Genomic DNA, 22,648 nt, shown 5'->3' on the forward strand with positions numbered 1-22,648 from the left:
GGTAGTAAACTAAGATTAAATCTTAACCAATTGTCATTAGTCATTAGTCATTTGTCATTGGTAATTTTTCAAAGGACGAAGGACAAAGGACGAAGAACAAAAGACAAAGGACTTATAATTATGTCTCAATCTACCCAGCTGCCGAAAACCAGTCAACTGAATGAACTTAGTACTCTGGAACTAGCTCAAGCCCTGATGGAAAGACTGAGTATTTCCCCTAACGATTGGCATCGCCTCAAGTCTAACCGCAATTCCCGCGCTAATGAACAAGTGGCAGCAGCGATTGTGTATCTTTTAAAAAATCAGCCACAAGAAGCTCAAGCCAGATTAGAGCAAGCAATTGGTTGGTTAGATCGCTCCATTTCTGCGCCTCCCTGCCCAACTCACGGGAAGTAGGGAATAGGGAATAGGGAATAGGGAATAGTTACTAAAAAACAACTAATCAATAACCTTCCCCACTCCCCACTCCCCACTCACTATTCCCCTCTTATCGTCGCAGAGATAATCCACGGCGATTTTCCATTTGTTTACAAAGCCTCAATTCTGTGCCTTTGCGGTTCCACTCTACCTGATCAAAAATTTGATGCAGAAGACATAAACCACGACCATTTTCTGACTCATCTGGTGGAAGATAGTCTGTTGGTTCTTCATTACTAGTGGATGAGGGAGTAAAGCCACTACCCTGGTCTGATATTATCCACCAATATTGATTATCTATTAAGGAAAAACGAACTACAACTGTTTTACTTGGATCAAGATTATTTCCATGTTTAGCTGCATTTACTAGGGCTTCTTGAAGTCCTAACCGCAGTTCTGCTTGCAATTTTGCTGGAATTTCTGCCAACAATAAATCTAATATGGGACAAAGGTAGAGGGTTGAGGCAAAACTAATAGTGCCCCAAGAACGTCCAACTGGACGGAGTGAAATAGTAATCACAAGAGAAACCCCATAGCTTTCAGTTAGCTAGACATCAGTTTGCTATTACAGGCACCCTGATAAAACTTGAGGTGGTCATGCTGCCTTCAAACTTGCGTCTTTAAAACTAAATTTTGAAAATGCTAGGGAGCATTGGCTCTATAGTATGAGTTGGGATTATTCAGATATATGGCGGCTGGAATAACTTTGGTAATGAAGTCAGCAAATTAAAAAGATGCTGTTAAGTTTAAAGAGCATTTATATACTCTAGTTAGTTGCCGATTTTTCATTTACACAATCCACTTCATATTTTTAAGAACCTATGCAACTTGAATTTATTTAAACAAAATGAATTTTTATTTTTGGATTAATTCAATTCTAGCATCTTTGGTATGCACTAAACTAAAAATTTCAAATTTCAGTTTTTTTAAAGGAATTACTACCCTGGTCTAAATGTGATAACACAAGAAAGGCAGCAGCTTCAACATGAGCCGTTTGAGGAAAAAAATCGGCAGGTTGCACCCGTGTGATAGTATATAGCCCGTCTTGACAAAGTAATTTCAGGTCGCGGGCGAGGGTGGCTACTTTACAGCTGACGTAAACGATCCGAGATGGTTTCAATTGCCGTAAAGTGTCTATGACAGCGCGATCGCACCCCTTACGTGGCGGATCGAGTATTACTACTTCTGGTATTGTGCCCATTTTTGGAAGCAATTTCTCTACAGCGCCTACTTGGAATGTCACATTATCAATTCCGTTGCGGTGGGCATTCAAAATAGCTTGTTCTACTGCTGCTGATTGCACTTCTAATCCTGTAGCAATACGTACTTTTTTGGCGAGGGGTAAAGTTAAAGTCCCAATACCACAGTAGGCATCAACTAGCAACTCATGCCCTTGAAGATTGAGTTCTGATTGAATCACCTCTAATAGTGCCTCTGCTGTTTCTGTGTACACTTGGAAAAATGTATCTGGGCGTACTTGAAATTCCAGTCCAGCAAAATTTTCACGCAGGTGGGGGATTCCAGCGATGCAACGGGTTTCTGATCCAAAGATAGCATTTGTGCGATCGCCATTGCGGTTGAGCGACACTCCCACTAACTGCGGATAGCGCTTTAACCATTCCTGGGCTTGGGTTTCAATTCCTGATAAATTCCAGTCCTTTACTACCAAAGTCAGCAACATTTCCCCAGTGTGTCGGCCAATGCGTAAACTGAGATGGCGAATTTTTCCTTGGTGACGTTGTTCATCATAAATTTGCCAGCCTTGCTGTTGAATATCCTGCTTAACTTCGGCAAGTAAGGGATTTAATCGCGCATCTTGGACTGGACATTGATTTAAGTTAATTAATTGGTGACTACCTTTTTGGTAGTAACCAGCCTGTACCTGTCCTGTTGCTGATGTGCCTAGAGGATATGTAGATTTGTTACGGTAGCCGAAAGCAGAAGGGGCAGCGAGTACCGGATCTACAGGTGGTTGGATAAAACCGCCAATGCGCTCTATTGCTTGGATAACTTGATTTTGCTTTGCTGCTAGCTGGTAATCATAACTAATATGCTGCCACTGGCAACCACCGCACTTATCCGCCACAATACAGCTAGGTCTAATCCGATGTGGGGATGGTTCTAATAGCTGTTGGAGCTTACCGTGGCCATATTTGGGTTTAACATGTACTAAGCGGACAATGGCGCGATCGCCTGGTACGGTATCTGGGACAAACACAACACGCTCATCAGCGCGTCCTACACCATCGCCTGTATCACTCAGATTAGCGATCGTCACTTCAATTAATTCACCCTGTTGCCAAATTATTTTAGTCATTGGTCATTAGTCATTGGTCATTGGTCATTAGTCATTGGGATCAGGTGACAGGTAACAGGTGATAGGGAATAATCTGTACCCTGTAACCTGTTACCTATTCCCTTCTTCAGTCCCCACACCCCTAAATAGATAAATTCAATACATAAGTATCTCCGATCCCTTCACTTGTGTACCTCCAACTCGCTAAACTAACAGATAATATTTCAGGTGATTTCAATCATCATGACTGTAATTAGCCAAGTTATTCTCAAAGCCGACGACGAACTGCGTTATCCCAGCAGTGGCGAACTTAAAAATATCAAAGACTTTTTGCAAACCGGCGTACAACGGACGCGGATTGCGGCTACCTTAGCCGAAAATGAAAAAAAGATAGTTCAGGAAGCAACCAAACAACTTTGGCAGAACCGTCCTGAGTTTATCTCCCCTGGTGGCAATGCTTACGGAGAACGCCAACGCTCTCTATGTATCCGTGATTTTGGCTGGTACTTACGCCTAATTACCTATGGTGTGCTTGCCGGTGATAAAGAGCCAATTGAAAAAATCGGTTTGATTGGTGTGCGGGAAATGTACAATTCATTGGGCGTTCCCGTGCCTGGAATGGTGACAGCGATCAATTGCCTCAAAACAGCCTCCCTTAGCTTACTGAGTGCGGAAGACGCTGCTCAAGCAGCACCCTACTTTGATTACATCATTCAAGCGATGTCTTAATACAAAGTGTGTGCTGGTTCTAGGAATATACTTCCGGTCTACTAGAGTGAGTGCAAGATATTAGCACTCGATAGGCATAAGATCCCCAATTTGATCATACCTTCCCCACATTTGGTAGTGGCTGTGGCAAAATCTCTGTCAAGTTACCAATCAATTGTGGGGAAATTTTATGGATATGGGTATTGGGCATGGGGCATGGGGCATGGGGCATTTTACTAATGACAAATGACCAATGACCAATGACAAATACAAAAAACCGACAGTCCTTGATTAAGGCTGTCGGCAATTTAAGTGTGTTCCCTATTAATGACTCGGCTAGAGTTCAGTTGTCATTAATTATGCTTAGTTAGCGATCGCAAAGAGACGATCCGAATCATCGATATGTGTGATTCTCGTCACTTGATTGTTACATCTAAGCTGCATATACCCGAATAATCTCTGATTGACAGCAGATTTATGCAAGTTCAAGAGCTAGAAATTTCACTGAGATGACAAAATCAAGTTATCTTTAAAGATTAAAGCATTTGGTGTAAGACGGATATCCGTGTATAAAAGCTTCAATTATTGTTGACCTGGAAGCCCTCACTCAGCGCGATAAGCTAGAGTTAGCAGCAGAACTGATTCACAATGTCTTGCAACATACCTAGCTTGGGGTAACGATGGCAACAGAACAAAAGCACAGCACTTATTTATTATCAGAAGCAGAAAGTCGTTTGCGTCAGCTTTCTCCTGAGAAGTTGCGAATAGTAGTTGCAATTATTGCTTATTTACAAAAAACAGAAGAAAGCGAAGCTACTGAAAAACTATTACATATTCCTGATTTTGCCGAATATTTCCGCGAAGTTGAACAGAATGACGATAAATTAGAAAATACTGCCTCAGATGAAGAAGTACTCCAGGCTTACTTAGAAGTTGAAAAAAAATGGGAGGAGGTTTTCCGCCACCTTGCAGACTCCTAAATTCCTGGCTATTTCTCAAGTCTTAGATATTCACCGACGCCAAATTCAAAGATTTGGTGGAATATCAGGTGTTAGAGACGAAGGTTTACTAGATTCAGCACTGGCACAACCTCAAGCTACTTTTGGCGGTGAACTTCTCCATCCAACAATTTACGAGCAAGCAACAGCGTACCTATACCATTTAGCAATGAACCATCCGTTTATTGATGGCAACAAGCGCACCGCTTTCGCTGTTATGCTCACTTTTTTGAACTTAAATGGCTATATTCTCAACTTATCTCAAGAGCAAGCTTACAACTTGGTGATTCAAGTAGTTCAGAAAGAAATATCCAAAGAAGAACTATCTGCATTCATGGAACTGCACTTACAGGGCAAGTAAATCGATAGAATAATGCTCTGTCCCCCAGAGTGCATTACTTCCATGACTGCAACCTCAAAACCAGCCTTTTCCCCCCAAGAAATTGCGGCTGTTGGTCTTAAACCAGAAGAATACGTAGAAATTGTCCGTCGGTTAGGCCGTCATCCCAACAAAGCTGAATTAGGAATGTTTGGCGTGATGTGGTCTGAGCATTGCTGTTATAAAAATTCTCGACCTCTACTCAAACAATTTCCCACCGAGGGCCCCCGCATCCTCGTGGGGCCTGGTGAAAATGCTGGTGTTGTAGACTTGGGTGACGGACTCCAACTAGCTTTTAAGATTGAATCTCACAACCATCCCTCAGCGGTCGAACCCTTTCAGGGAGCTGCAACGGGAGTCGGAGGTATTCTCAGAGATATTTTTACAATGGGTGCGCGTCCCATTGCCCTATTAAACTCGCTGCGCTTTGGTTCCTTAGAAGATGCCAAAACCCAACGGCTGTTTAGCGGTGTGGTGGCAGGAATCTCTCATTATGGTAACTGTGTGGGAGTACCCACGGTTGGCGGTGAAGTTTACTTTGACTCTGCTTACTCTGGTAATCCTCTGGTGAACGTTATGGCACTGGGGTTGATGGAAACCTCAGAAATCGTCAAATCTGGAGCATCTGGCTTAGGCAACCCTGTACTGTATGTTGGTTCCACCACTGGGCGCGACGGTATGGGAGGTGCGAGTTTTGCTAGTGCAGAATTGAGTGATCAATCCATAGACGATCGCCCTGCTGTGCAAGTGGGCGATCCTTTTTTGGAAAAGTCGTTAATTGAAGCTTGTCTGGAGGCGTTTAAGACGGGTGCAGTTGTCGCCGCCCAAGATATGGGAGCGGCGGGGATCACTTGTTCTACCTCAGAGATGGCGGCAAAAGGCGGTGTGGGAATTGAACTAGATTTAGATAAGATTCCCGTCAGAGAAACGGGGATGGTTCCTTATGAATATCTGCTTTCGGAATCTCAAGAACGAATGCTGTTTGTTGCACACAAGGGGCGTGAGCAGGAATTAATCGATATTTTCCACCGCTGGGGACTTCAATCCGTTGTCGCGGGGACAGTCATCGCTGAACCCATTGTGCGGATTCTCTTTCAGGGTGAAGTAGCAGCAGAAATTCCCGCTGAGGCTTTGGCGGAGAATACACCACTATATAACCGGGAGTTGTTGGCAGAAGCACCAGAATATGCACGTAAAGCTTGGGAATGGACTACTGATTCCTTACCTCCTTCCACAACTGCTGGAATAGAACTTCAAGGAGGACTGCAAAGTTGGAATGATATTCTGTTAACTTTGCTTGATACACCCACGATCGCTTCTAAAAATTGGGTATATCGTCAGTATGACCATCAAGTACAAAATAATACGGTGACACTGCCAGGTGGTGCAGATGCCGCTGTTATCCGTTTGCGCCCCCTGGAAGAGGATAGGGGGCAGAGGAGCGGGGGGGCAGAGGAGCAGAGAAGAATTCCCAATGCCCAAAGCGGTGTGGCGGCGACGGTAGATTGCAATCCTCGTTATGTTTATCTTGACCCTTATGAGGGAGCGAAGGCAGTGGTGGCAGAAGCAGCCCGCAATCTTAGCTGTGTGGGTGCAGAACCTCTGGCTGTGACAGATAACCTAAATTTTGGCTCTCCAGAAAAACCTATTGGTTACTGGCAATTAGCAGAAGCTTGTCGCGGTTTGGCGGAAGGTTGCCGAGAATTAGCAACACCAGTCACAGGCGGAAACGTCTCTTTGTACAACGAAACCCTAGATTCTGAAGGCATCCCACAACCCATTTATCCCACTCCTGTTGTGGGTATGGTGGGCTTAATTCCCGATATCACCAAAATTTGTGGTCAAGGTTGGCAAGCATCGGGCGATGTGATTTATCTTCTCGGATTGCCTCTGACATCCCAAATCAGTTTGGGAGCATCTGAATATTTAGCCACTATCCACGATACTGTTGCCGGAAAGCCGCCACGGGTAGATTTTGACTTGGAACGCCGCGTCCAGAAAGTTTGTCGTGAAGGAATTCGTAATGGTTGGGTACGTTCAGCCCACGATTCTGCTGAGGGAGGAGTGGCGATCGCATTAGCCGAATGTTGTATTGCTGCAAACCTTGGTGCCAAAATCAATTTAGAAATAGCACCAACGCAATTAAACCGCTTGGATGAAGTGCTGTTTGCCGAAGGCGGTGCCAGGATTTTAGTTTCTGTAGCATCAGCACAACAAGAAATTTGGGAATCATACTTACAGGAACATCTGGGTAAAGATTGGCAAAAACTGGGCACAGTTGGTAATTTTGAGGCGGGTTTGGGGGTTTTCACTACTGATAACCAAACCTTAATCAAAGTTAGTATCGAAGATATGAACGATCGCTATTCCCATGCGATCGCCAGACGTATCGCCATCCACACCACTACCCCTAGTTAAAAAAGTGAGGAGTTAGGAATAAAAAGCATAACTCCTTACTCTTTTATTAGCGTCTCTGAGCATAATTACGGTACTGTTTTAATGGATGGTTAAAGATTTGTTAAGAACTCCGCAACCATTTATATAATCCCAGTGACTTGACCCCCCCACCAGGAGCAAAGCTAGCATGATTTCTATTCATTCTGTCACTTCGGATGAATACCCCGACCAGACCAACGACCCAATCAATAGTCATGAAAATCAGTCTGACAAGCCAGAAGAAGCTTGTGGTGTTTTTGGGATCTACGCCCCAGGAGAAAACGTTGCTAAACTGACCTACTTTGGATTGTATGCCCTCCAGCATCGGGGTCAAGAATCAGCTGGTATTGCCACCTTTGAGGGTACAAAGGTACATCTCCACAAAGACATGGGCTTGGTGTCTCAAGTTTTCAATGAATCTGTCTTGGATCAATTGCCCGGTAGTCTTGCTGTTGGTCACACTCGTTATTCCACAACAGGTTCTAGCCGCAAAGTTAATGCCCAACCCGCAGTATTAGAAACCCGTTTAGGCTCATTGGCTCTCGCACACAATGGTAATTTAGTCAATACTGTGCAACTACGTCAAGAGTTGCTTGAAAATAAATGTAACTTAGTCACCACAACAGACTCAGAAATGATCGCTTTTGCGATCGCAGAAGCGATCAATGCTGGTGCAGATTGGCTAGAAGCTTCAATTCACGCATTTCACCGCTGTCAAGGAGCCTTTAGTTTAGTAATTGGCACTCCTATAGGCGTTATGGGTGTACGCGATCCTAATGGCATTCGCCCCTTAGTAATCGGGACTTTGGCTGGTAATCCAGTTCGTTATGTTTTGGCTTCCGAGACTTGTGGTTTAGACATCATTGGAGCCGAATACCTGCGAGACGTAGAACCAGGTGAATTAGTTTGGATTACTGAAGAAGGTTTGGCTTCCTATCATTGGAGTCAAAAATCTGAGCGGAAATTGTGCATTTTTGAAATGATTTACTTTGCCCGTCCTGATAGCGTTATGCACAACGAGAGTTTGTACAGCTATCGAATGCGGTTAGGACACCAATTAGCTAAAGAATCTGTTGTAGATGCCGATATTGTCTTTGGTGTTCCTGATTCTGGTATACCTGCTGCTATTGGATTTTCCCAAGCGTCTGGTGTTGCTTACGGCGAAGGACTGATTAAAAATCGCTATGTTGGGCGAACCTTCATTCAACCAACCCAAACCATGCGAGAATCGGGTCTGCGGATGAAACTCAATCCCCTCAAAGATGTGCTGGTAGGGAAACGAGTAATTATTGTAGATGACTCGATTGTTCGCGGTACTACCAGCCGTAAACTAGTGAAAACTTTGCGTGAAGCAGGTGCAGTAGAGGTACACATGCGAATTTCTTCTCCGCCTGTAACTCATCCCTGCTTCTATGGCATCGATACCGATTCTCAGGATCAGCTAATTGCTGCTACCAAGTCAGTAGCAGAAATTGCCAAGCAACTGGAAGTAGACAGCCTTGCCTATCTGAGTTGGGAAGGAATGCTAGAAGCGACACGAGAAGACACCAATAGTTTCTGTTCTGCCTGCTTCACCGGAGATTATCCCGTGGTGATTCCTGAGCAAGTGAAACGTTCTAAGCTGATCTTAGAAAAGGTAGTGGTGTAGGAATTGGGGGATTAGGGATATGAGAAGCAATACCCAGTCCCCAATCCCCAGTCCCCAGTCCCCAATCCCCAGACTTAATCTGGGGATGATTCTAATTTTTCTGGCTTGAGTAAGGGGAAGGCGATCGCATCCCGAATACTGGCACAATCAGTTAATAACATCACCAAGCGATCGATCCCAATCCCTAAACCACCAGTAGGCGGCATCCCATATTCCAAAGCTGTCAGAAAGTCTTCATCTACACCTTGGGCTTCTAAATCACCGGCGGCTTTCCGTGCCGCTTGTGCTTCAAAACGTTCTCTTTGATCGATAGGATCGGTAAGTTCTGAGAAGCTATTCCCAGTTTCTCGCCCGACTATAAATAACTCAAATCTTTCCACTAAACCAGGTTGAGAACGGTGGGGTTTTGCTAGAGGCGAAATTTCTACGGGATAATCAATTACAAAGGTAGGTTGAATTAAATTGGCTTCTACTTTCTCTTCAAAGGCTAAATTTAGTAACTTACCAATTGACTGGGCTTCATCGATACCAGGAATGCCAGCATTTTTACTTGCTGTTTTTGCTTCTTCCAAAGTTTGGAACGAATTAAAATCCAAGCCCGTAAATTCTTTAACTAAATCGTGCATTGTCACCCGCCGCCAAGGTGGTGTTAAATTTATCGGTTCTCCTTGGTAGGTGATTTCCAATGTGCCGAGTACCTCTTGGGCGACAGTAGTAATAATCCCTTCAGTCAGCGCCATCATATCGTTGTAGTCGGCGTAGGCTTGGTAAACTTCAATCGTCGTAAATTCGGGATTGTGTCGAGTTGAAATTCCCTCATTGCGGAAAACCCGCCCCAATTCAAACACCTTTTCAAAACCACCCACAATCAACCGCTTGAGATGGAGTTCTGTGGCAATTCGCAAATACAACTCCATTTCTAAAGTGTTGTGGTAGGTGACAAATGGACGTGCATCTGCACCCCCAGTCTCACTTTGCAAAACTGGTGTTTCAATTTCCAGAAAATCCCGCTGTTCTAAATAGCGGCGAATACCAGCAGTAATTTGAGCGCGACGGCGGAAAGTTTGTCGCACTTCTGGGTTAACAATCAAGTCAACGTAGCGCTGACGGTAACGCTTGGCAACATCCGTTAATCCATGCCACTTGTCGGGTAGGGGCAACAGGGATTTAGTGAGGATCGTATATTGTTTAACGTAGACAGATAACTCGCCCTTTTCAGTCCGTTTAATAGTACCTTTGGCTCCCAGGATGTCGCCTGCATCTGTAAGTTGCTTCAGGTGATTGAAGGCATCGGTATCAATATCTGCCATACCTTCTTGAATGCGATTTTTATCCAGATAAAGCTGAATTGTACCGGTTTCGTCTTGCAAGGTGAAGAAAGCTAATTTACCGAAAACGCGACGTGCCATAATGCGTCCAGCTATGGCAACTTCTAAATCAACTTCTTCACCATTGGATAAATCGGCAAATTGTTCTTGCAACTGCGCTGCATGATGGGTAGATTCCCAACGATAAGCATAGGGATTAGTGCCTAGTTGCTTGAGTTGTTCTACTTTCTCCAGCCTCGCGGCTCGGATATCTTCTTCCGACATGGTAACGAACTAAATAGGGCAAGATTAATTATAGATGCTGCCAAAGTTGAGAGTAAGCAATAATCGCCTAAAAGTGATGCGCGTAGGCGTAGCCCGCCGCAGGAAATATACAATCACACAAACTAGAGTGCGCCTGTGGACTGTCAACGAATATAATCGGATGTTTGAAACGGGTATTATTACAGAGGTTGAACGGGTAGAACTGATTGATGGGCGAGTTATCCCGATGAGCGCCAAAAATCCTGTCCATGCAGCGACAACGCCTTGTGCACCTGACTACCTCAAGCGGCTGCTAGTAGAAATTGCCTTACTTCGGGTGCAAAATCCCATTTATTTGAGCCAATACTCCGAACCTGAGCCAGATATCGCTGGTGTCCGCATCGATTCGCGAAAGTATATCCATCTTCATCCCGCACCCAATAAAATCTTTTTATTAACTGTCCTTGCGTATTTGTCAAGATTTTGAGATATTAAATTGAAAAATCAATTCGGATAAAAACTTATGGCTACTGAGCAAGAGCTTCAATCTCTTTTTAATACCTTAGATAGCGATCAAGACGGCAAAATCTCCATTAATGATCTTTTTTTAAGTCCTGGCTTAAGTGCAATCATCTCATCAGAAACAAATACCACTAGTCCCCAGGAGTTACTAGTACAGTATGATTCGGACAAAGACGGTAGTATTACCTTTGAAGAGTTAAAGGAAGCAGTTGAGAAAGCAAATAATTTAAACTAGCAATCCAAAAATCAACGCTACACTTACCCCAAAATCTCTCTAGCCCACACTAAATCCCTCTCTAGACAACTCTTGAGGGATTTGCTTTTATTGGCCCCTTAGTGAAACTTTGCTGATCAGCTTACAACAGAATATTGTATAAAATGAAACTTGTTTTATCATGCTAGATGATAAGTCTGTAATAATAAAAGCGATTACCTTAATATAAAAAAGGCGATCGCTTATTATCAAAATTTTCCAGTATTATTAAACCCTTTACTTCTGCCAAACTTGTAGCAGATGTCTAGATGAAATAGCTTTAATTTTCAAGTTAGTAAATTGGACGATCGCCTTTACTAAGTCTTGCTGTTCTGGTTGCAAATTTAGTTTTTCTAGGGCTTGCTTGATATTGTTACCAGCCCGGAGATTGTGATTAAGTTGGTCACGCTGAGATGAGTTTAATACTGCCGCAATTTCCTTATTTCTTCTCTGACGCACAGCCTGGAGTTCCTGGCGTTGTAAGGGAGTCAGGCTAATCTCCGATGAGGTGGAGTAGCTTGCAGTTTTGGCCGCCTGGGCGAAAATCACACCATAAGTCGTATTGATTTGAACGGGTGCGGCTAAGGCAATTCCCGGCACGAAGAGGACAAGAGCAAGAATATTAGCGAACACAGATAGCCGTTTTGTCAAGTAAATTGCCATATTGTCATATTTAGAAATGCCTAGTACAGTATGGCGGAAGTTTGCCTACCTTTAACAAGTTGCTCTGAGCAACTTGTCTGGTTAATTAACCTCCAAAACCAGAAACTAAACGCTTGAGGGCACGACCTGCAATGTCGCCATAGCGCAGTTCTCCACACATAATCTTACCCATGATTTGGGGAGCAGAGGGGTGCTTAACACCAACTTTGTAGCCAATATTGGAAAACCGATAAAACGCTCCAGCTAACTTTTGCGCCCAAGCCATCTCAGTACCCAACTCTTCATTAATGGCTTCGCTATATCTTTCTAAAGCGTTAGTGTCATTAGAAAGTGCTTCATTAATGGTTGCGGCTGCCAGCAAACCACTAACAATTGAGGGGCGAATGCCTTCTGCGGTCATGGGATCAACCACACAAGCAGCTTCCCCAGCCAAAACCGCATTTTGGGTGTGCAGCTTTTGATTACCATCCCAAATACATAGGGGATGACCATATTGTTTGCTGGTTTTGAGGTCTACATTCAACGATTTGGCGTACTCATCCAAAATCTTTTTGAAGTCCTGGGGTTGACGGCCAATAAACGTCCCGACACCGATGGAATAACCATCAGCTTTGGGAAAGTTCCAGAGATAGCCGTTTTTGACCAAGCCAAACTCAAAATGAATTACGGGTTGGTTTTCTATAATGCTAGGGATTTCTGCCTCTAAAGCCCCTGTGAGGAAACGTTTGCGTTCTTTAAAGCCTAGCCATTTTGCCATCGGCCCTTTAGCACCATCAGCCGCAATTAAGTAGCGACCTGTAACTGGGCCATTGGCTGTGTTAACTTGCCAATAGTCACTTTTAAATTCAATACCCGTCACTTCCGTATTATCTTGTAGTTCAGCCCCTTGCTTCTGTCCTTGCTGCACTAGGAAATGGTCAAAAATATCTCGTCGCACCATCCAGACTGGTTCTTTTGTGGCGATTTTGGCTTCCACGGGGTCGCCCAATTTCCAGGTAAAGCGAAGGGAGTCGGCTTTCAAAGAAATCGCTGGGTTAAAATCAAAGTCAAACCATTGAGCGATCGCTGGAGATACACCACCGCCACAAGGTTTATATCTTGGCAAGGATTCTTTTTCCAGCACTAATACTGAGCGACCTTGTTTGGCTAAATGATATGCCGCTGTTCCACCAGCTGGCCCAGCGCCGACGATGATGCAGTCGTACATAAGGCTGAATTTTTGCTCCTGAATTAGTTTCTTTTCTATTGAGATACTTAATTAATTTTTGGTAGATACCTAAGAAATGATAAAGGCTGAAGAATTTATCCATTATCCTTCAGCCTTTATACTTAAGACTTGAGACTTTAAACAGTCGTAATGTCTTTTTCTTTTTCTGCCAGCAATTCGTCTATTCTGGCAGTGTACTTGTTTGTTAGTTTTTGCAATTTATCTTGCTGATCTCGTGCTTCGTCTTCAGGAATTTCGGCGTTTTTTTCCTGTTTACGAATGGCGTCTATGGCATCGCGGCGGATATTGCGAATAGCAACACGACCCTCTTCAGCATATTTAGATGCTATTTTGACGAGTTCTTTACGGCGATCGCTTGTCAACGGCGGAATGTTCAACCGAATTACGGAACCGTCGTTGCTGGGGGTTAAACCGACATCTGACAAAGAAATCGCTTTTTCGACTATATTTAAACTGCTGCGATCGTAGGGTTGAATTAAGATCGTCGTAGCATCAGGCGTACTAATGTTTGCCAGTGATTTTAAGGAAGTGGGCGAACCGTAATAATCCACCAATACCTTATCTAATAGACTCGCATTGGCTCGACCAGTGCGAATTGAGTTAAAAGATCGTTGAGTCGCCTCAACGGTCTTTTGCATCGTACTCTCAGCTTCAGCTAATTTCACAAGAACCTCCCACAAGGGTACCGATGGATTCTCCCAAGACTGCCCGGTGGATATTTCCTCGCACCGTTAGGTCAAATACCAGAATTGGGATATTATTTTCTTTACACAAGGCGATCGCAGTACTATCCATCACCCGCAAATCTTTGGCTAAAACGTGCGCGTAGGTGAGGCTATTGTAACGCTTGGCGTCGGGATAAATATGAGGATCTGCATCATATACTCCGTCTACTTTGGTGGCTTTAAAAATCACCTCAGCATCAATTTCTGCGGCTCTTAATGCCGCAGTGGTATCTGTAGTAAAAAAGGGATTCCCAGAACCAGCACCAAAAATTACCACCCGCCCTTTTTCAAGATGACGGATGGCACGACGACGGATATATGGTTCTGCTAATTCTTGCATAGCGATCGCAGTTTGCACCCGCGTCTGTACTCCTATGCGTTCCAGAGAATCTTGTAGCGTCATGGCATTCATTACCGTGGCAATCATCCCGATATAGTCAGCGGTTGCCCTGTCCATCCCCGCCGACGCTGCTTTGACGCCACGAAAAATATTGCCGCCGCCAACAACTATGGCGATTTGAGTGCCAGTGGCTATCACCTCTGCTAATTCTTGTGCTATTCCTTTGACCACTTCTGGATCAATGCCATAGCCCATGTTGCCCATTAAGGCTTCACCGCTCAGTTTGAGTAAAACCCGTCGGTAATTCGTTCCCATGAAGTTCCGCTTTATCAAAAAAGTTGCAATTGCCTCCAATTTAAGATAACAGTTACAGGGACTATCTATGTCTAGTTACGCCAAATCAATGTAGTACCTATTGGTTCTGTTTGTGGTATATCTATTTCTTGACCTTTAAACAGAGATGCGATCGCAGTTCTCAAATAATCCTCTCCCATCGATGATGGGTCTTGGCGATGATTGTCAATTCTACCTTTGTAGCGGACTATACCATTAGTATCTATTAAAAAAGCCATTGGTGTTTTTGTCGCACCAAAACTGCGGGTCACATCTTGCGTAGAGTCCCACAGGTAGGGGAAGTTCAAGTGGTGACGCAGGGCAAAAGCTTTCATATTTTCAAAGCTTGACCGAGTTTCGCGATCGCCATCACTACCATTCATTCCAATTAGTGTGAAGCCTTTTGGGCCAAATTCGGCTTGAATGTTTTTTAGCTTGCCTAGATACCACTCTACATAAGGACAGTGGTTACACATGGAAATGACGCCTACTGCTCGAAACTTCTCAAGATAACGCCTGAGATGGTGTACTTGACCATCAATTCCTGGCAGTTCAAAATCTGGTGCATAACTCCCAACCGGAGTATCAATTGTTTCCAGTATATTCATGTTTTCTGGCCCGCAGAACTAGGAACAAGAAAAGTATTGTTAAATTCAGCGTCAGTTTCCAGTTGCAAACCACCCCTTAGCCGATGCCTCATATTCGACAATCTTATAGACTTACATTGGCGATCGTAAATTGTGAAACTACTGAATCTATCACTGATGCTAATTCGCTTACATCTCCAAATAGCGAAAATATTACTCACATTACAAAATTTCTGATTTCTAATACTGACATAATAAATATAAGTTGTGAGTAAATTACCCTCTATCAACAAGATGAAAACTCTCTTTCACTAGATAAAACTATCAGCTTGATGCTAGTGTTATCAGCCTAGAAGCTTTCGTGGTATAGGTATAGGCTATCACTAGAGCAAAAGATTTATTTTGAAAATCTGATAAATTTTCTTCAAATTCAAAACAATTTTACTTGCGTCTTACTGCTGAAAGGCTTTTACCCTTGTTTTCATCAAAAATTCCCATGACAACCTCAACTTCAAACACAGCACTTACCTCTACAAAAACCTGGATTTGGCACGATTTTCCTATCTGCTATCAAACCCAAGGAACCACTGGGCCAGCTGTTGTCCTCGTGCATGGATTTGGCGCTTCTTGGTGGCACTGGCGGAAAAATATTCCCGTATTAGCGGAAAGTTGCCGTGTTTATGCGATTGATTTGATTGGATTTGGCGCTTCCGCAAAACCTAAACCTGGTGAACAAATTGCCTACACATTAGAAACCTGGGGACAGCAAGTAGCAGATTTTTGTCGCGAAGTTGTCGGTGAGCCAGCTTTTTTAGTGGGAAATTCTATTGGCTGTATTGTAGCCATGCAAGCAGCAGTAAGCAACCCAGATATTGCCTTGGGAGTTGCTTTACTCAACTGTTCTTTACGGCTGTTGCACGATCGCAAACGGGTAACTTTACCTTTATCTCGTCGTTACGGAGCGCCTCTACTGCAACGCCTGTTATCTATCAAACCAATTGGCGAGTTCTTTTTCAATCAACTCGCCAAACCGAAAACAGTGCGGAAAATTCTGCTGCAAGCATACTCGAATGCTGAGATGGTGACAGATGAGTTGGTAGATATTCTCACTTCACCAGCAAGTGATGTGGGGGCTGGTGCTGTGTTCCTGGCTTTTACTTCTTATTCTACAGGCCCTTTACCAGAAGACCTTTTACCACTGTTATCCTGTCCGGCGATTATCTTGTGGGGAACAGCTGATCCGTGGGAACCAATTAAGTTAGGAAGAGAATTAGCTAACTTTCCCCAAGTACAAAAGTTTATTCCTTTAGAAGGAGTGGGGCATTGTCCGCAGGATGAAGCGCCGGAGTTAGTCAATCCGATTTTACTCGATTGGATTTGGGAGCGATCGCTGTTAAAAGACTCGGCAAAATTGGAAGCATAATTTGTATCCAGCCACTCTCAAAATGTTCAGAATTTTCCTATGACTTCTTCTCCCCACTATATTCCCCAATCTGATCCGCCGCTTCCTCCTTGGGAAACTCTACCAACAATGTATGATTTACCAAGTGACAACCCAGAGGAACCCGGTTTGCCAGACGATTTTCACTTTTTACAACCCTTACTTTTATATTTAACTTTTCAGCCAATTAACTGGAATCCAGAACTAGTTTATAGTGCGGCTGACCTTAATCTCTACTATGATCTCCAGCATCCTTTGTGGTATAAACGCCCAGATTGGTTTGGTGTGGTAGGTGTAGGAAAATTATACAAAGGGGAGGATTTACGGTTAAGTTATGTAACGTGGCAAGAACCAGCAAATCCCTTCGTGGTTGTTGAATTATTATCTCCAGGTACGGAAGATGAAGATTTAGGCACAAGAAGAGAAAGTGCAGCAGATAAACCTCCTAGTAAATGGGAAGTTTATGAACGAATTTTGCGGATTCCCTACTATGTTGTTTTTAGTCGCTATACTAATGAACTTCGGGCTTTCCAGTTAGTCGGTGGTCACTATGAACCGATGAACTTGACTGATGGATACCTGCTAATGCCAGAGATAGATTTAAGTTTAGGCTTATGGCAGGGTTCATTTCAAAATATTGAAAGGTTGTGGTTAAGATGGTTCACTTTGGCGGGTGAATTAATTCCCGTACCTACAGAAGAAGCCGCTGCTGCAACGGAACGAGCTATCATTGCAGAACAAGAAGCTACAGAAGCTAAACAAGAAACTGCTCAAGCTAAACGAAAAGCAAAACAATTAGCAGAACGTTTGCGTCAGTTAGGTGTGAATCCTGATGAACTAGATGAATTCTTGTAGCTTCAGGAGTCTTTTTTGATACACAGCATATTTTTCTGCTTTTGACAAATCACCTGTACTGAAAACCTTGATAGCAGATTCCGAAACAGCTATCTCATAATGAGATTGGCTCTCAGAAAGATTAATTTTTGAGAGCGATCGCATATTTAGCACTTGAAATACATATAATATTTTCTTCAGGAAGTCTATGGGAACCTCAGTTTTTCTGAAAAACCATGATGTTACGCTATATCCTTACTGTTCCTAAACTCAGTGTCAATTGGGTTACTAGGCGTATAGATCAGGTTCAGTTGCAAATCCAAAAGGCGATGCCCTGAACATTCGCAGATATTACCGCAGACACTGGCTATGTTGCGGCTGCTAGAATACCTAAGTGTGAGTAGTATGATTAAACTACCCAGGTAAAAATTGTCTATTTGGTCACACAAGACCATCGAAAGATTGTAGAAAAGTGTATTTCCTTGTCTTGATAGTGGTGCTAACCTCAATTTGAAGGATGTTATCAGCCTTTATCTGCTAGAGTTTCTGACTTTCAGCAAACTAAATAATCTATCAACAATAAAATCGCTAGGAGTGCGATGAGATGTCACAGTTACATATCACAAGGCCAGAAATAGCTGCTGGAACTCTAATCGATAACCGCTATATTATCCAAAAACTTCTAGGACAGGGAGGATTAGGACGAACTTACTTGGCTTTTGACACTCGTAGATTTGATGAACCTTGTGTCCTCAAAGAGTTTGCACCCATTGGCACAGGGGAGAGTGGACTGGAACAATATCGCAACTTATTTAAAAGAGAGGCAAAAATTCTTCATCAATTGCAACATCCTCAAATTCCCAAGTTTTTGGCTTGCTTTGAAGGAGATGGTCGGCTATTTCTAGTACAAGAGTATGTTGATGGTAAAACATATTCGAGATTGTTAGGAGAACTTCAACGTCAAGGAAGAAATTTCTCTGAAGACGAAGTTATCCAGTGGCTAAAAAATCTGCTGCCTGTTTTGGAATATGTCCACCAGCACAACATTATCCATCGAGATATTTCTCCTGATAATATTATGTTACCCACTGGCAAGGATCTGCCAGTACTGATTGATTTTGGTGTCGGTAAACAAATTGCTGACGTGAACGAAGGGAGAAGTTCTAACCACCAGGTAACCTTTGTTGGCAAAATGTCCCTCGTCGGTAAAGTGGGATACGCTCCCCGCGAACAGATTAGCTTGGGTTTATGTTCCCCCTCTAGTGACCTCTATGCTTTGGGTGTAACAGCTATTGTGCTACTCACAGGTAGAGATCCATCTTTACTAATGGATCAGTATTCACTTGAGTGGAACTGGCGTTCTTATACCTACGTAACTGATAGTTTTGCTCAAGTACTTGATCAAATGTTGGCAGATAGGCCTAACAAACGATACCAAACAGCTAGGGAAGTTATAACAGATTTACAGCGTCTTGGAGAAACAAAAGTGGCAATGTCTCCTGCAATCATGTTTGATGATTTACCTGCCACGGTATTTAATCCTGAATTTCAGGCTATGTCGGCAATATCGCAGTCATACAACCAAGCTGGAGAAACAATTTTTAGTTCACTGAGTTCACCTACTAGTCCGCAAACTGGGCGAATTGAACAACAACAACCTACCCTCCAACCAGCATTTATCAAAAGTTGTCACCAAGGGTTAGCCTACCACATCGGCCCAATGGCAAATGTGATTATAGAAGAAATATTAGATGAAAATCCTTACATCTCACCTGAACAGTTGATTGAACTTATAGCTAGACAAATTCCTGACTTTCAAGCAGCTATTGAATTCAGAAAAAGATTATTCTCATAGAGATTTAAAGAGGATAATATTTAATTTTGGATTGTTTAGTCTCCTGTACTTCCCTGAGTGCGTTTGATTCTTTTCATTGCCATTTCTAAACTTAACTGCATCCGTTTAAAGGCTTTAGCTAAATTACCGATTTCATCATTAGACATCTGCTCAAATTCCACTTCCATATGTCCGGTACTAACCTCTTCGGCAATGCGAGTCATGCGTTTGAGAGGCATAACAACTTGTCGATTCAAGAATAAGTTGACTAATAAGATAGTCGCTATAAATATAGTTGATACAATTAGGATAATTAGTAAAGAAGACTGATTTGCTTTGTTGATGACATTATTTGCAGGTACTGATATAATCTGAGCGCCAACAATCTCATTAAGCTTCCACCCAAATCCATTAGCTGCACCATAAAGATTAATCATACTTTGAGGTGCAGCTTCGGGTACACTATGACAGACCAGACAACTTTGTTCAGACACTGGTAAGGGACGAGCAATATAAAAGATGTCCCCACCAGGAATTGAGCGAAATCCACTCACTTCTTTAAGGTCTGATTTATTTCTGAACCTTTCTACAATTTCCGCCTCAAAACCGTCAGCCTTATCTCGAAGATTAGTGGGATTGAGAGTTGCTTCTTTGTAAAAGAACTCGCGGTAGTCTTTTGTTTTTCGTAAAATTTCAAAGACCTCTCGTGCTGAGTATGCAGGCACACTTTGCGGCAAAAACTCAGTAGCCAATTTATCAGCTAGCTCTGGATTCACTTGAGTACTAGTGTATTTACGAACAGAACTCATCGTTTCCATGAGCATGAGACCTGTGGAGCTAATATCTTGTTTAGCATTCTCCCTAAGTAGAGAAGACAGAGCAAATCCACTCAGGCTCAGACCGAATGTCAAAATTATCAATAGCAGAATTGTAAACTTTTGTTTCAGATTTAAATTTCTTAGCATAATTTTGTATTACTTACAAGTCAAATTATTATGAACAAATATGACTACAGTCATCATTTACTTTAATATGAGCAATTAACTTTCATATTTTGGTGTAAAGGCATAGTTTAGCGAAAACTATTAGGGTATATACAACTTTATACTATTAGTAATTATTGAGGTTAATGAAAATGTTCTCTAAATAACTAAGCTCCAAAAAACTACAACAGCAATTCAAATGGAATTCCTAAAAATTCGTGTTGGCTGTTCTGATACCGTGCCAAAATAAATACCAGCAATTGTCAAATATTACTAATGGTGTGGAATGCAGGAAAGTCTTTATTCGGGGGACGCTACATTATCGAAAGCCAACTAGGTGAAGGCGGAATTGGCATTACTTATCTTGCCAGAAATCAACGGAATCAACAGCGAGTGATTAAAACCCTCAAAGAAGAAATCCTGAATCACCCCGCCTGGATACTCCACCGAAACAAGTTGCGGCAAGACTTTCGTGATGAAGCAGTTCGGCTGGCCGTGTGTCACCATCCTCATATAGTACAGATAGAAACCATCTTTGATGAGGGAAATTTGCCCTGCATGGTGATGGATTACATTGAAGGCGAAGACTTAGGACAGCGCTTGAAGCGGATAGGGGTGCTATCAGAAGCGGAAGCACTGTTGTACATCCGGCAAATTGGCGACGCTTTGACCCTAATCCATTCTAAAGGACTGTTGCATCGGGATCTTAAACCACGCAACATCATGATCCGCATTGATAAATCAGAAGCAGTGCTGATAGATTTTGGCATCGCTAGAGAATTTATTCCTAATATGATCCAAAGGCATACAGTGTATCGTACCCCTGGTTTTGCCCCACCTGAACAGTATGAATCAGAAGCTCCACGAGGAGAATACATTGATATCTATGCCCTAGCCGCTACTTTGTATAATTTACTCACCGCAGTTGTACCAACAAGTGCAGATGATAGACGTCACAATATCAATTTAGAACCACCACAATATTTTAATCCCAGTATCAGTAATAGGGTAAATCAGGCTATTATGTGCGGCATGGATTTGGAGTCAACCTATCGACCCCAGTCTGTGCAGGAGTGGTTGGATTTATTAGGCCCGGATAGAGGGGAAGATGTCACAGCAACATCATCTACCTTAGTGATAACGCCTAGACTTAAATTACCTCCACCTGTTTTACCACTTGTATTAAATCAGCAGAACTGGCAATGTATACAGACCCTCAAAGGTCATTCTAGTATGGTTCATGCGATCGCCATTAGTCCAGATGGGCAATTTATTGCTAGTGGCAGCAACGACAAGACTATCAAACTTTGGCAAGTGGGTACTGGTAAGCTAGTCCGTCAACTGGGCCGTTGGTTTTCTGGTCATTCCAGCATGGTTCATTCCGTCGCCTTTAGCCCAATCTCTTCAAACCTTTCTTTTCAAGGGGATTCCGGTAAATCTGCGGGAGTTGTAGACCTGAACCGAAGAATTTTAGCTAGCGGTAGTTGGGATAACACCATCAAATTATGGGATGTCAACACAGGCAAAGAAATTCGTACTCTCATTGGTCATGCTAATTGGGTGAATTCCGTTGCCTTTAGTCCAGATGGTAAGTTTCTGGCTAGCGGTAGTGCTGATTGTACAATCAAACTGTGGCAGGTACACACAGGTATAGAAACCCAAACTTTCAGAGGTCATTCTGACTCAGTTTCGTCAGTTGCTTACTCTCCGAAAACGCCTGCAACCAATAGCAAGGATAGACAACTGGTGGCCAGTGGTAGTAATGATTACACAATTAAACTGTGGCAACTATACACAGGCAGAAATATTTGCACATTATTAGGTCATTCCTTTTTCGTCAACTGTATTGCTTTCAGCCAAGACGGAGAAATTATTGCTAGTGGCAGTGGTGACAATACGATTAAACTGTGGCACGTAAATACAGGCAGAGAAATTCGTACTCTCATTGGTCATTCTGATTCAGTTTGGTCAGTTGCCTTTAGCCAGGATGGGCAATTTCTCGCTAGTGGCAGTTGGGACAACACTATCAAATTGTGGCACGTACACAGTGGCAGAGAAATCAGCACACTTATAGGGCATTCCAACTATGTTAGATGTGTTACCTTTAGTCCCGATGGACAAACCCTAGTTAGTGGTGGTGATGACGACACTATCAAGATTTGGCGAAGAGGGTAGTAAGTAATTCGTAATTCGTAATTCGTAATGACGCTCTCTACGAGATGCTAAAAGCGTAGCTTGCAACTCTTACAGAGTAAGCGGACTCGCTTTGCGCGTCGCTAACGTAATTTTTAATGATGTTCTCTACGAGACGTTGTGCGTAGATTGCCTCCCTGTAGGGGTACGCGGACTCGCTAACGTAATTTTGAATTTACATATCTCTGTGCTGAGTGTAGTTCGATACTTTTAAATCTACAGATAGAACTGCGATCGCCCCAAATTTGCGACAATAATG

22 protein-coding genes are annotated in these 22,648 nt (G+C 43.0%); 12 read left to right on the forward strand and 10 right to left on the reverse strand.

The genetic code is table 11. The features are described 5' to 3' along the window. Nucleotides 1-120: 120 nt before the first annotated feature. Entirely contained in the window at nucleotides 121-396 is a 276-nt protein-coding gene (locus RRG12_RS01495) for a DUF6439 family protein (protein ID WP_041565907.1), read from the forward strand. Nucleotides 397-487: 91 nt separating this feature from the next. Here the strand turns inward: RRG12_RS01495 and RRG12_RS01500 are convergent, their stop codons facing one another. Continuing rightward, nucleotides 488-937, reverse strand: coding sequence for an ATP-binding protein (locus tag RRG12_RS01500; protein ID WP_069074289.1), 450 nt, complete (start codon nucleotides 935-937; stop codon nucleotides 488-490). 390 nt (nucleotides 938-1,327) lie between these two features. After that, nucleotides 1,328-2,734 (reverse strand): 23S rRNA (uracil(1939)-C(5))-methyltransferase RlmD, encoded by a 1,407-nt coding sequence (rlmD, locus tag RRG12_RS01505; RefSeq protein ID WP_420758090.1) that lies wholly within the window; start codon nucleotides 2,732-2,734, stop codon nucleotides 1,328-1,330. Between the two features lie 222 nt (nucleotides 2,735-2,956). On the opposite strand from rlmD, the gene RRG12_RS01510 reads away from it, so the two are divergent. Then, on the forward strand, nucleotides 2,957-3,442 hold the full coding sequence (locus RRG12_RS01510) for an allophycocyanin subunit alpha-B (protein ID WP_069074287.1): 486 nt from the start codon (nucleotides 2,957-2,959) through the stop codon (nucleotides 3,440-3,442). Nucleotides 3,443-3,536: 94 nt separating this feature from the next. On the opposite strand, the gene RRG12_RS01515 is transcribed toward RRG12_RS01510, so the two are convergent. Continuing rightward, a complete protein-coding gene (locus tag RRG12_RS01515; RefSeq protein ID WP_420758091.1) occupies nucleotides 3,537-3,728 on the reverse strand; it encodes a hypothetical protein in 192 nt (63 codons plus the stop codon). A 373-nt stretch (nucleotides 3,729-4,101) separates the two neighbouring features. Here RRG12_RS01515 and RRG12_RS01520 point away from each other — a divergent pair, with 373 nt between their 5' ends. From RRG12_RS01520 to purF, 4 genes are all read left to right on the forward strand, one after another. Beyond that, a complete protein-coding gene (locus RRG12_RS01520) occupies nucleotides 4,102-4,401 on the forward strand; it encodes a hypothetical protein (protein WP_420758092.1) in 300 nt (99 codons plus the stop codon). Further along, the gene (locus RRG12_RS01525; RefSeq protein ID WP_420758093.1) at nucleotides 4,388-4,780 is read left to right on the forward strand and encodes a type II toxin-antitoxin system death-on-curing family toxin; all 393 of its coding nucleotides are present in this window, start codon (nucleotides 4,388-4,390) and stop codon (nucleotides 4,778-4,780) included. The genes RRG12_RS01520 and RRG12_RS01525 overlap by 14 nt, the downstream gene beginning before the upstream one ends. A 42-nt stretch (nucleotides 4,781-4,822) precedes the next feature. Then, the gene (purL, locus tag RRG12_RS01530) at nucleotides 4,823-7,216 is read left to right on the forward strand and encodes a phosphoribosylformylglycinamidine synthase subunit PurL (protein ID WP_420758094.1); all 2,394 of its coding nucleotides are present in this window, start codon (nucleotides 4,823-4,825) and stop codon (nucleotides 7,214-7,216) included. A 166-nt stretch (nucleotides 7,217-7,382) separates the two neighbouring features. Beyond that, nucleotides 7,383-8,882: an amidophosphoribosyltransferase gene (purF, locus tag RRG12_RS01535; protein WP_069074284.1), complete on the forward strand. Its 1,500-nt coding sequence runs from the start codon at nucleotides 7,383-7,385 to the stop codon at nucleotides 8,880-8,882. A gap of 74 nt (nucleotides 8,883-8,956) precedes the next feature. On the opposite strand, the gene lysS is transcribed toward purF, so the two are convergent. Beyond that, entirely contained in the window at nucleotides 8,957-10,474 is a 1,518-nt protein-coding gene (gene lysS / locus RRG12_RS01540) for a lysine--tRNA ligase (RefSeq protein WP_420758095.1), read from the reverse strand. A 34-nt stretch (nucleotides 10,475-10,508) separates the two neighbouring features. Here lysS and RRG12_RS01545 point away from each other — a divergent pair, with 34 nt between their 5' ends. Together RRG12_RS01545 and RRG12_RS01550 are read left to right on the forward strand one after the other, a co-directional pair. Continuing rightward, nucleotides 10,509-10,940 (forward strand): Uma2 family endonuclease, encoded by a 432-nt coding sequence (locus tag RRG12_RS01545; protein WP_420758096.1) that lies wholly within the window; start codon nucleotides 10,509-10,511, stop codon nucleotides 10,938-10,940. Nucleotides 10,941-10,976: 36 nt separating this feature from the next. Continuing rightward, nucleotides 10,977-11,210, forward strand: coding sequence for an EF-hand domain-containing protein (locus RRG12_RS01550; protein WP_069074281.1), 234 nt, complete (start codon nucleotides 10,977-10,979; stop codon nucleotides 11,208-11,210). A 255-nt stretch (nucleotides 11,211-11,465) separates the two neighbouring features. On the opposite strand, the gene RRG12_RS01555 is transcribed toward RRG12_RS01550, so the two are convergent. From RRG12_RS01555 to RRG12_RS01575, 5 genes are all read right to left on the reverse strand, one after another. Further along, nucleotides 11,466-11,891, reverse strand: a complete 426-nt coding sequence (locus RRG12_RS01555; RefSeq protein WP_420758097.1) for a hypothetical protein — start codon at nucleotides 11,889-11,891, stop codon at nucleotides 11,466-11,468. 85 nt (nucleotides 11,892-11,976) lie between these two features. After that, complete coding sequence (locus RRG12_RS01560; protein ID WP_420758098.1) at nucleotides 11,977-13,098, reverse strand: geranylgeranyl reductase family protein; 1,122 nt, start codon at nucleotides 13,096-13,098, stop codon at nucleotides 11,977-11,979. A gap of 137 nt (nucleotides 13,099-13,235) precedes the next feature. Further along, nucleotides 13,236-13,784 (reverse strand): ribosome recycling factor, encoded by a 549-nt coding sequence (frr, locus tag RRG12_RS01565; protein ID WP_069074278.1) that lies wholly within the window; start codon nucleotides 13,782-13,784, stop codon nucleotides 13,236-13,238. Continuing rightward, nucleotides 13,771-14,499: a UMP kinase gene (gene pyrH, locus RRG12_RS01570; RefSeq protein ID WP_069074277.1), complete on the reverse strand. Its 729-nt coding sequence runs from the start codon at nucleotides 14,497-14,499 to the stop codon at nucleotides 13,771-13,773. Before pyrH ends, frr begins: the two co-directional genes overlap by 14 nt. A 71-nt stretch (nucleotides 14,500-14,570) precedes the next feature. After that, a complete protein-coding gene (locus RRG12_RS01575; protein WP_069074276.1) occupies nucleotides 14,571-15,125 on the reverse strand; it encodes a thioredoxin family protein in 555 nt (184 codons plus the stop codon). Nucleotides 15,126-15,600: 475 nt separating this feature from the next. Between RRG12_RS01575 and RRG12_RS01580 the strand changes: the two genes are divergently transcribed. The 3 genes from RRG12_RS01580 (at nucleotide 15,601) to RRG12_RS01590 (ending at nucleotide 19,234) form a co-directional block, all read left to right on the forward strand. Beyond that, the gene (locus RRG12_RS01580) at nucleotides 15,601-16,527 is read left to right on the forward strand and encodes an alpha/beta fold hydrolase (RefSeq protein ID WP_420758099.1); all 927 of its coding nucleotides are present in this window, start codon (nucleotides 15,601-15,603) and stop codon (nucleotides 16,525-16,527) included. A 39-nt stretch (nucleotides 16,528-16,566) separates the two neighbouring features. Continuing rightward, on the forward strand, nucleotides 16,567-17,400 hold the full coding sequence (locus RRG12_RS01585) for a Uma2 family endonuclease (protein WP_420758100.1): 834 nt from the start codon (nucleotides 16,567-16,569) through the stop codon (nucleotides 17,398-17,400). 583 nt (nucleotides 17,401-17,983) lie between these two features. Next, nucleotides 17,984-19,234, forward strand: coding sequence for a serine/threonine-protein kinase (locus RRG12_RS01590; RefSeq protein ID WP_069074273.1), 1,251 nt, complete (start codon nucleotides 17,984-17,986; stop codon nucleotides 19,232-19,234). Between the two features lie 35 nt (nucleotides 19,235-19,269). On the opposite strand, the gene RRG12_RS01595 is transcribed toward RRG12_RS01590, so the two are convergent. Then, nucleotides 19,270-20,178 (reverse strand): Tll0287-like domain-containing protein, encoded by a 909-nt coding sequence (locus RRG12_RS01595; protein WP_069074272.1) that lies wholly within the window; start codon nucleotides 20,176-20,178, stop codon nucleotides 19,270-19,272. 294 nt (nucleotides 20,179-20,472) lie between these two features. On the opposite strand from RRG12_RS01595, the gene RRG12_RS01600 reads away from it, so the two are divergent. Continuing rightward, nucleotides 20,473-22,371, forward strand: a complete 1,899-nt coding sequence (locus tag RRG12_RS01600; protein ID WP_420758101.1) for a protein kinase domain-containing protein — start codon at nucleotides 20,473-20,475, stop codon at nucleotides 22,369-22,371. Nucleotides 22,372-22,648: the final 277 nt, after the last annotated feature.

Source organism: Nostoc sp. CALU 546 (assembly GCF_048836525.1).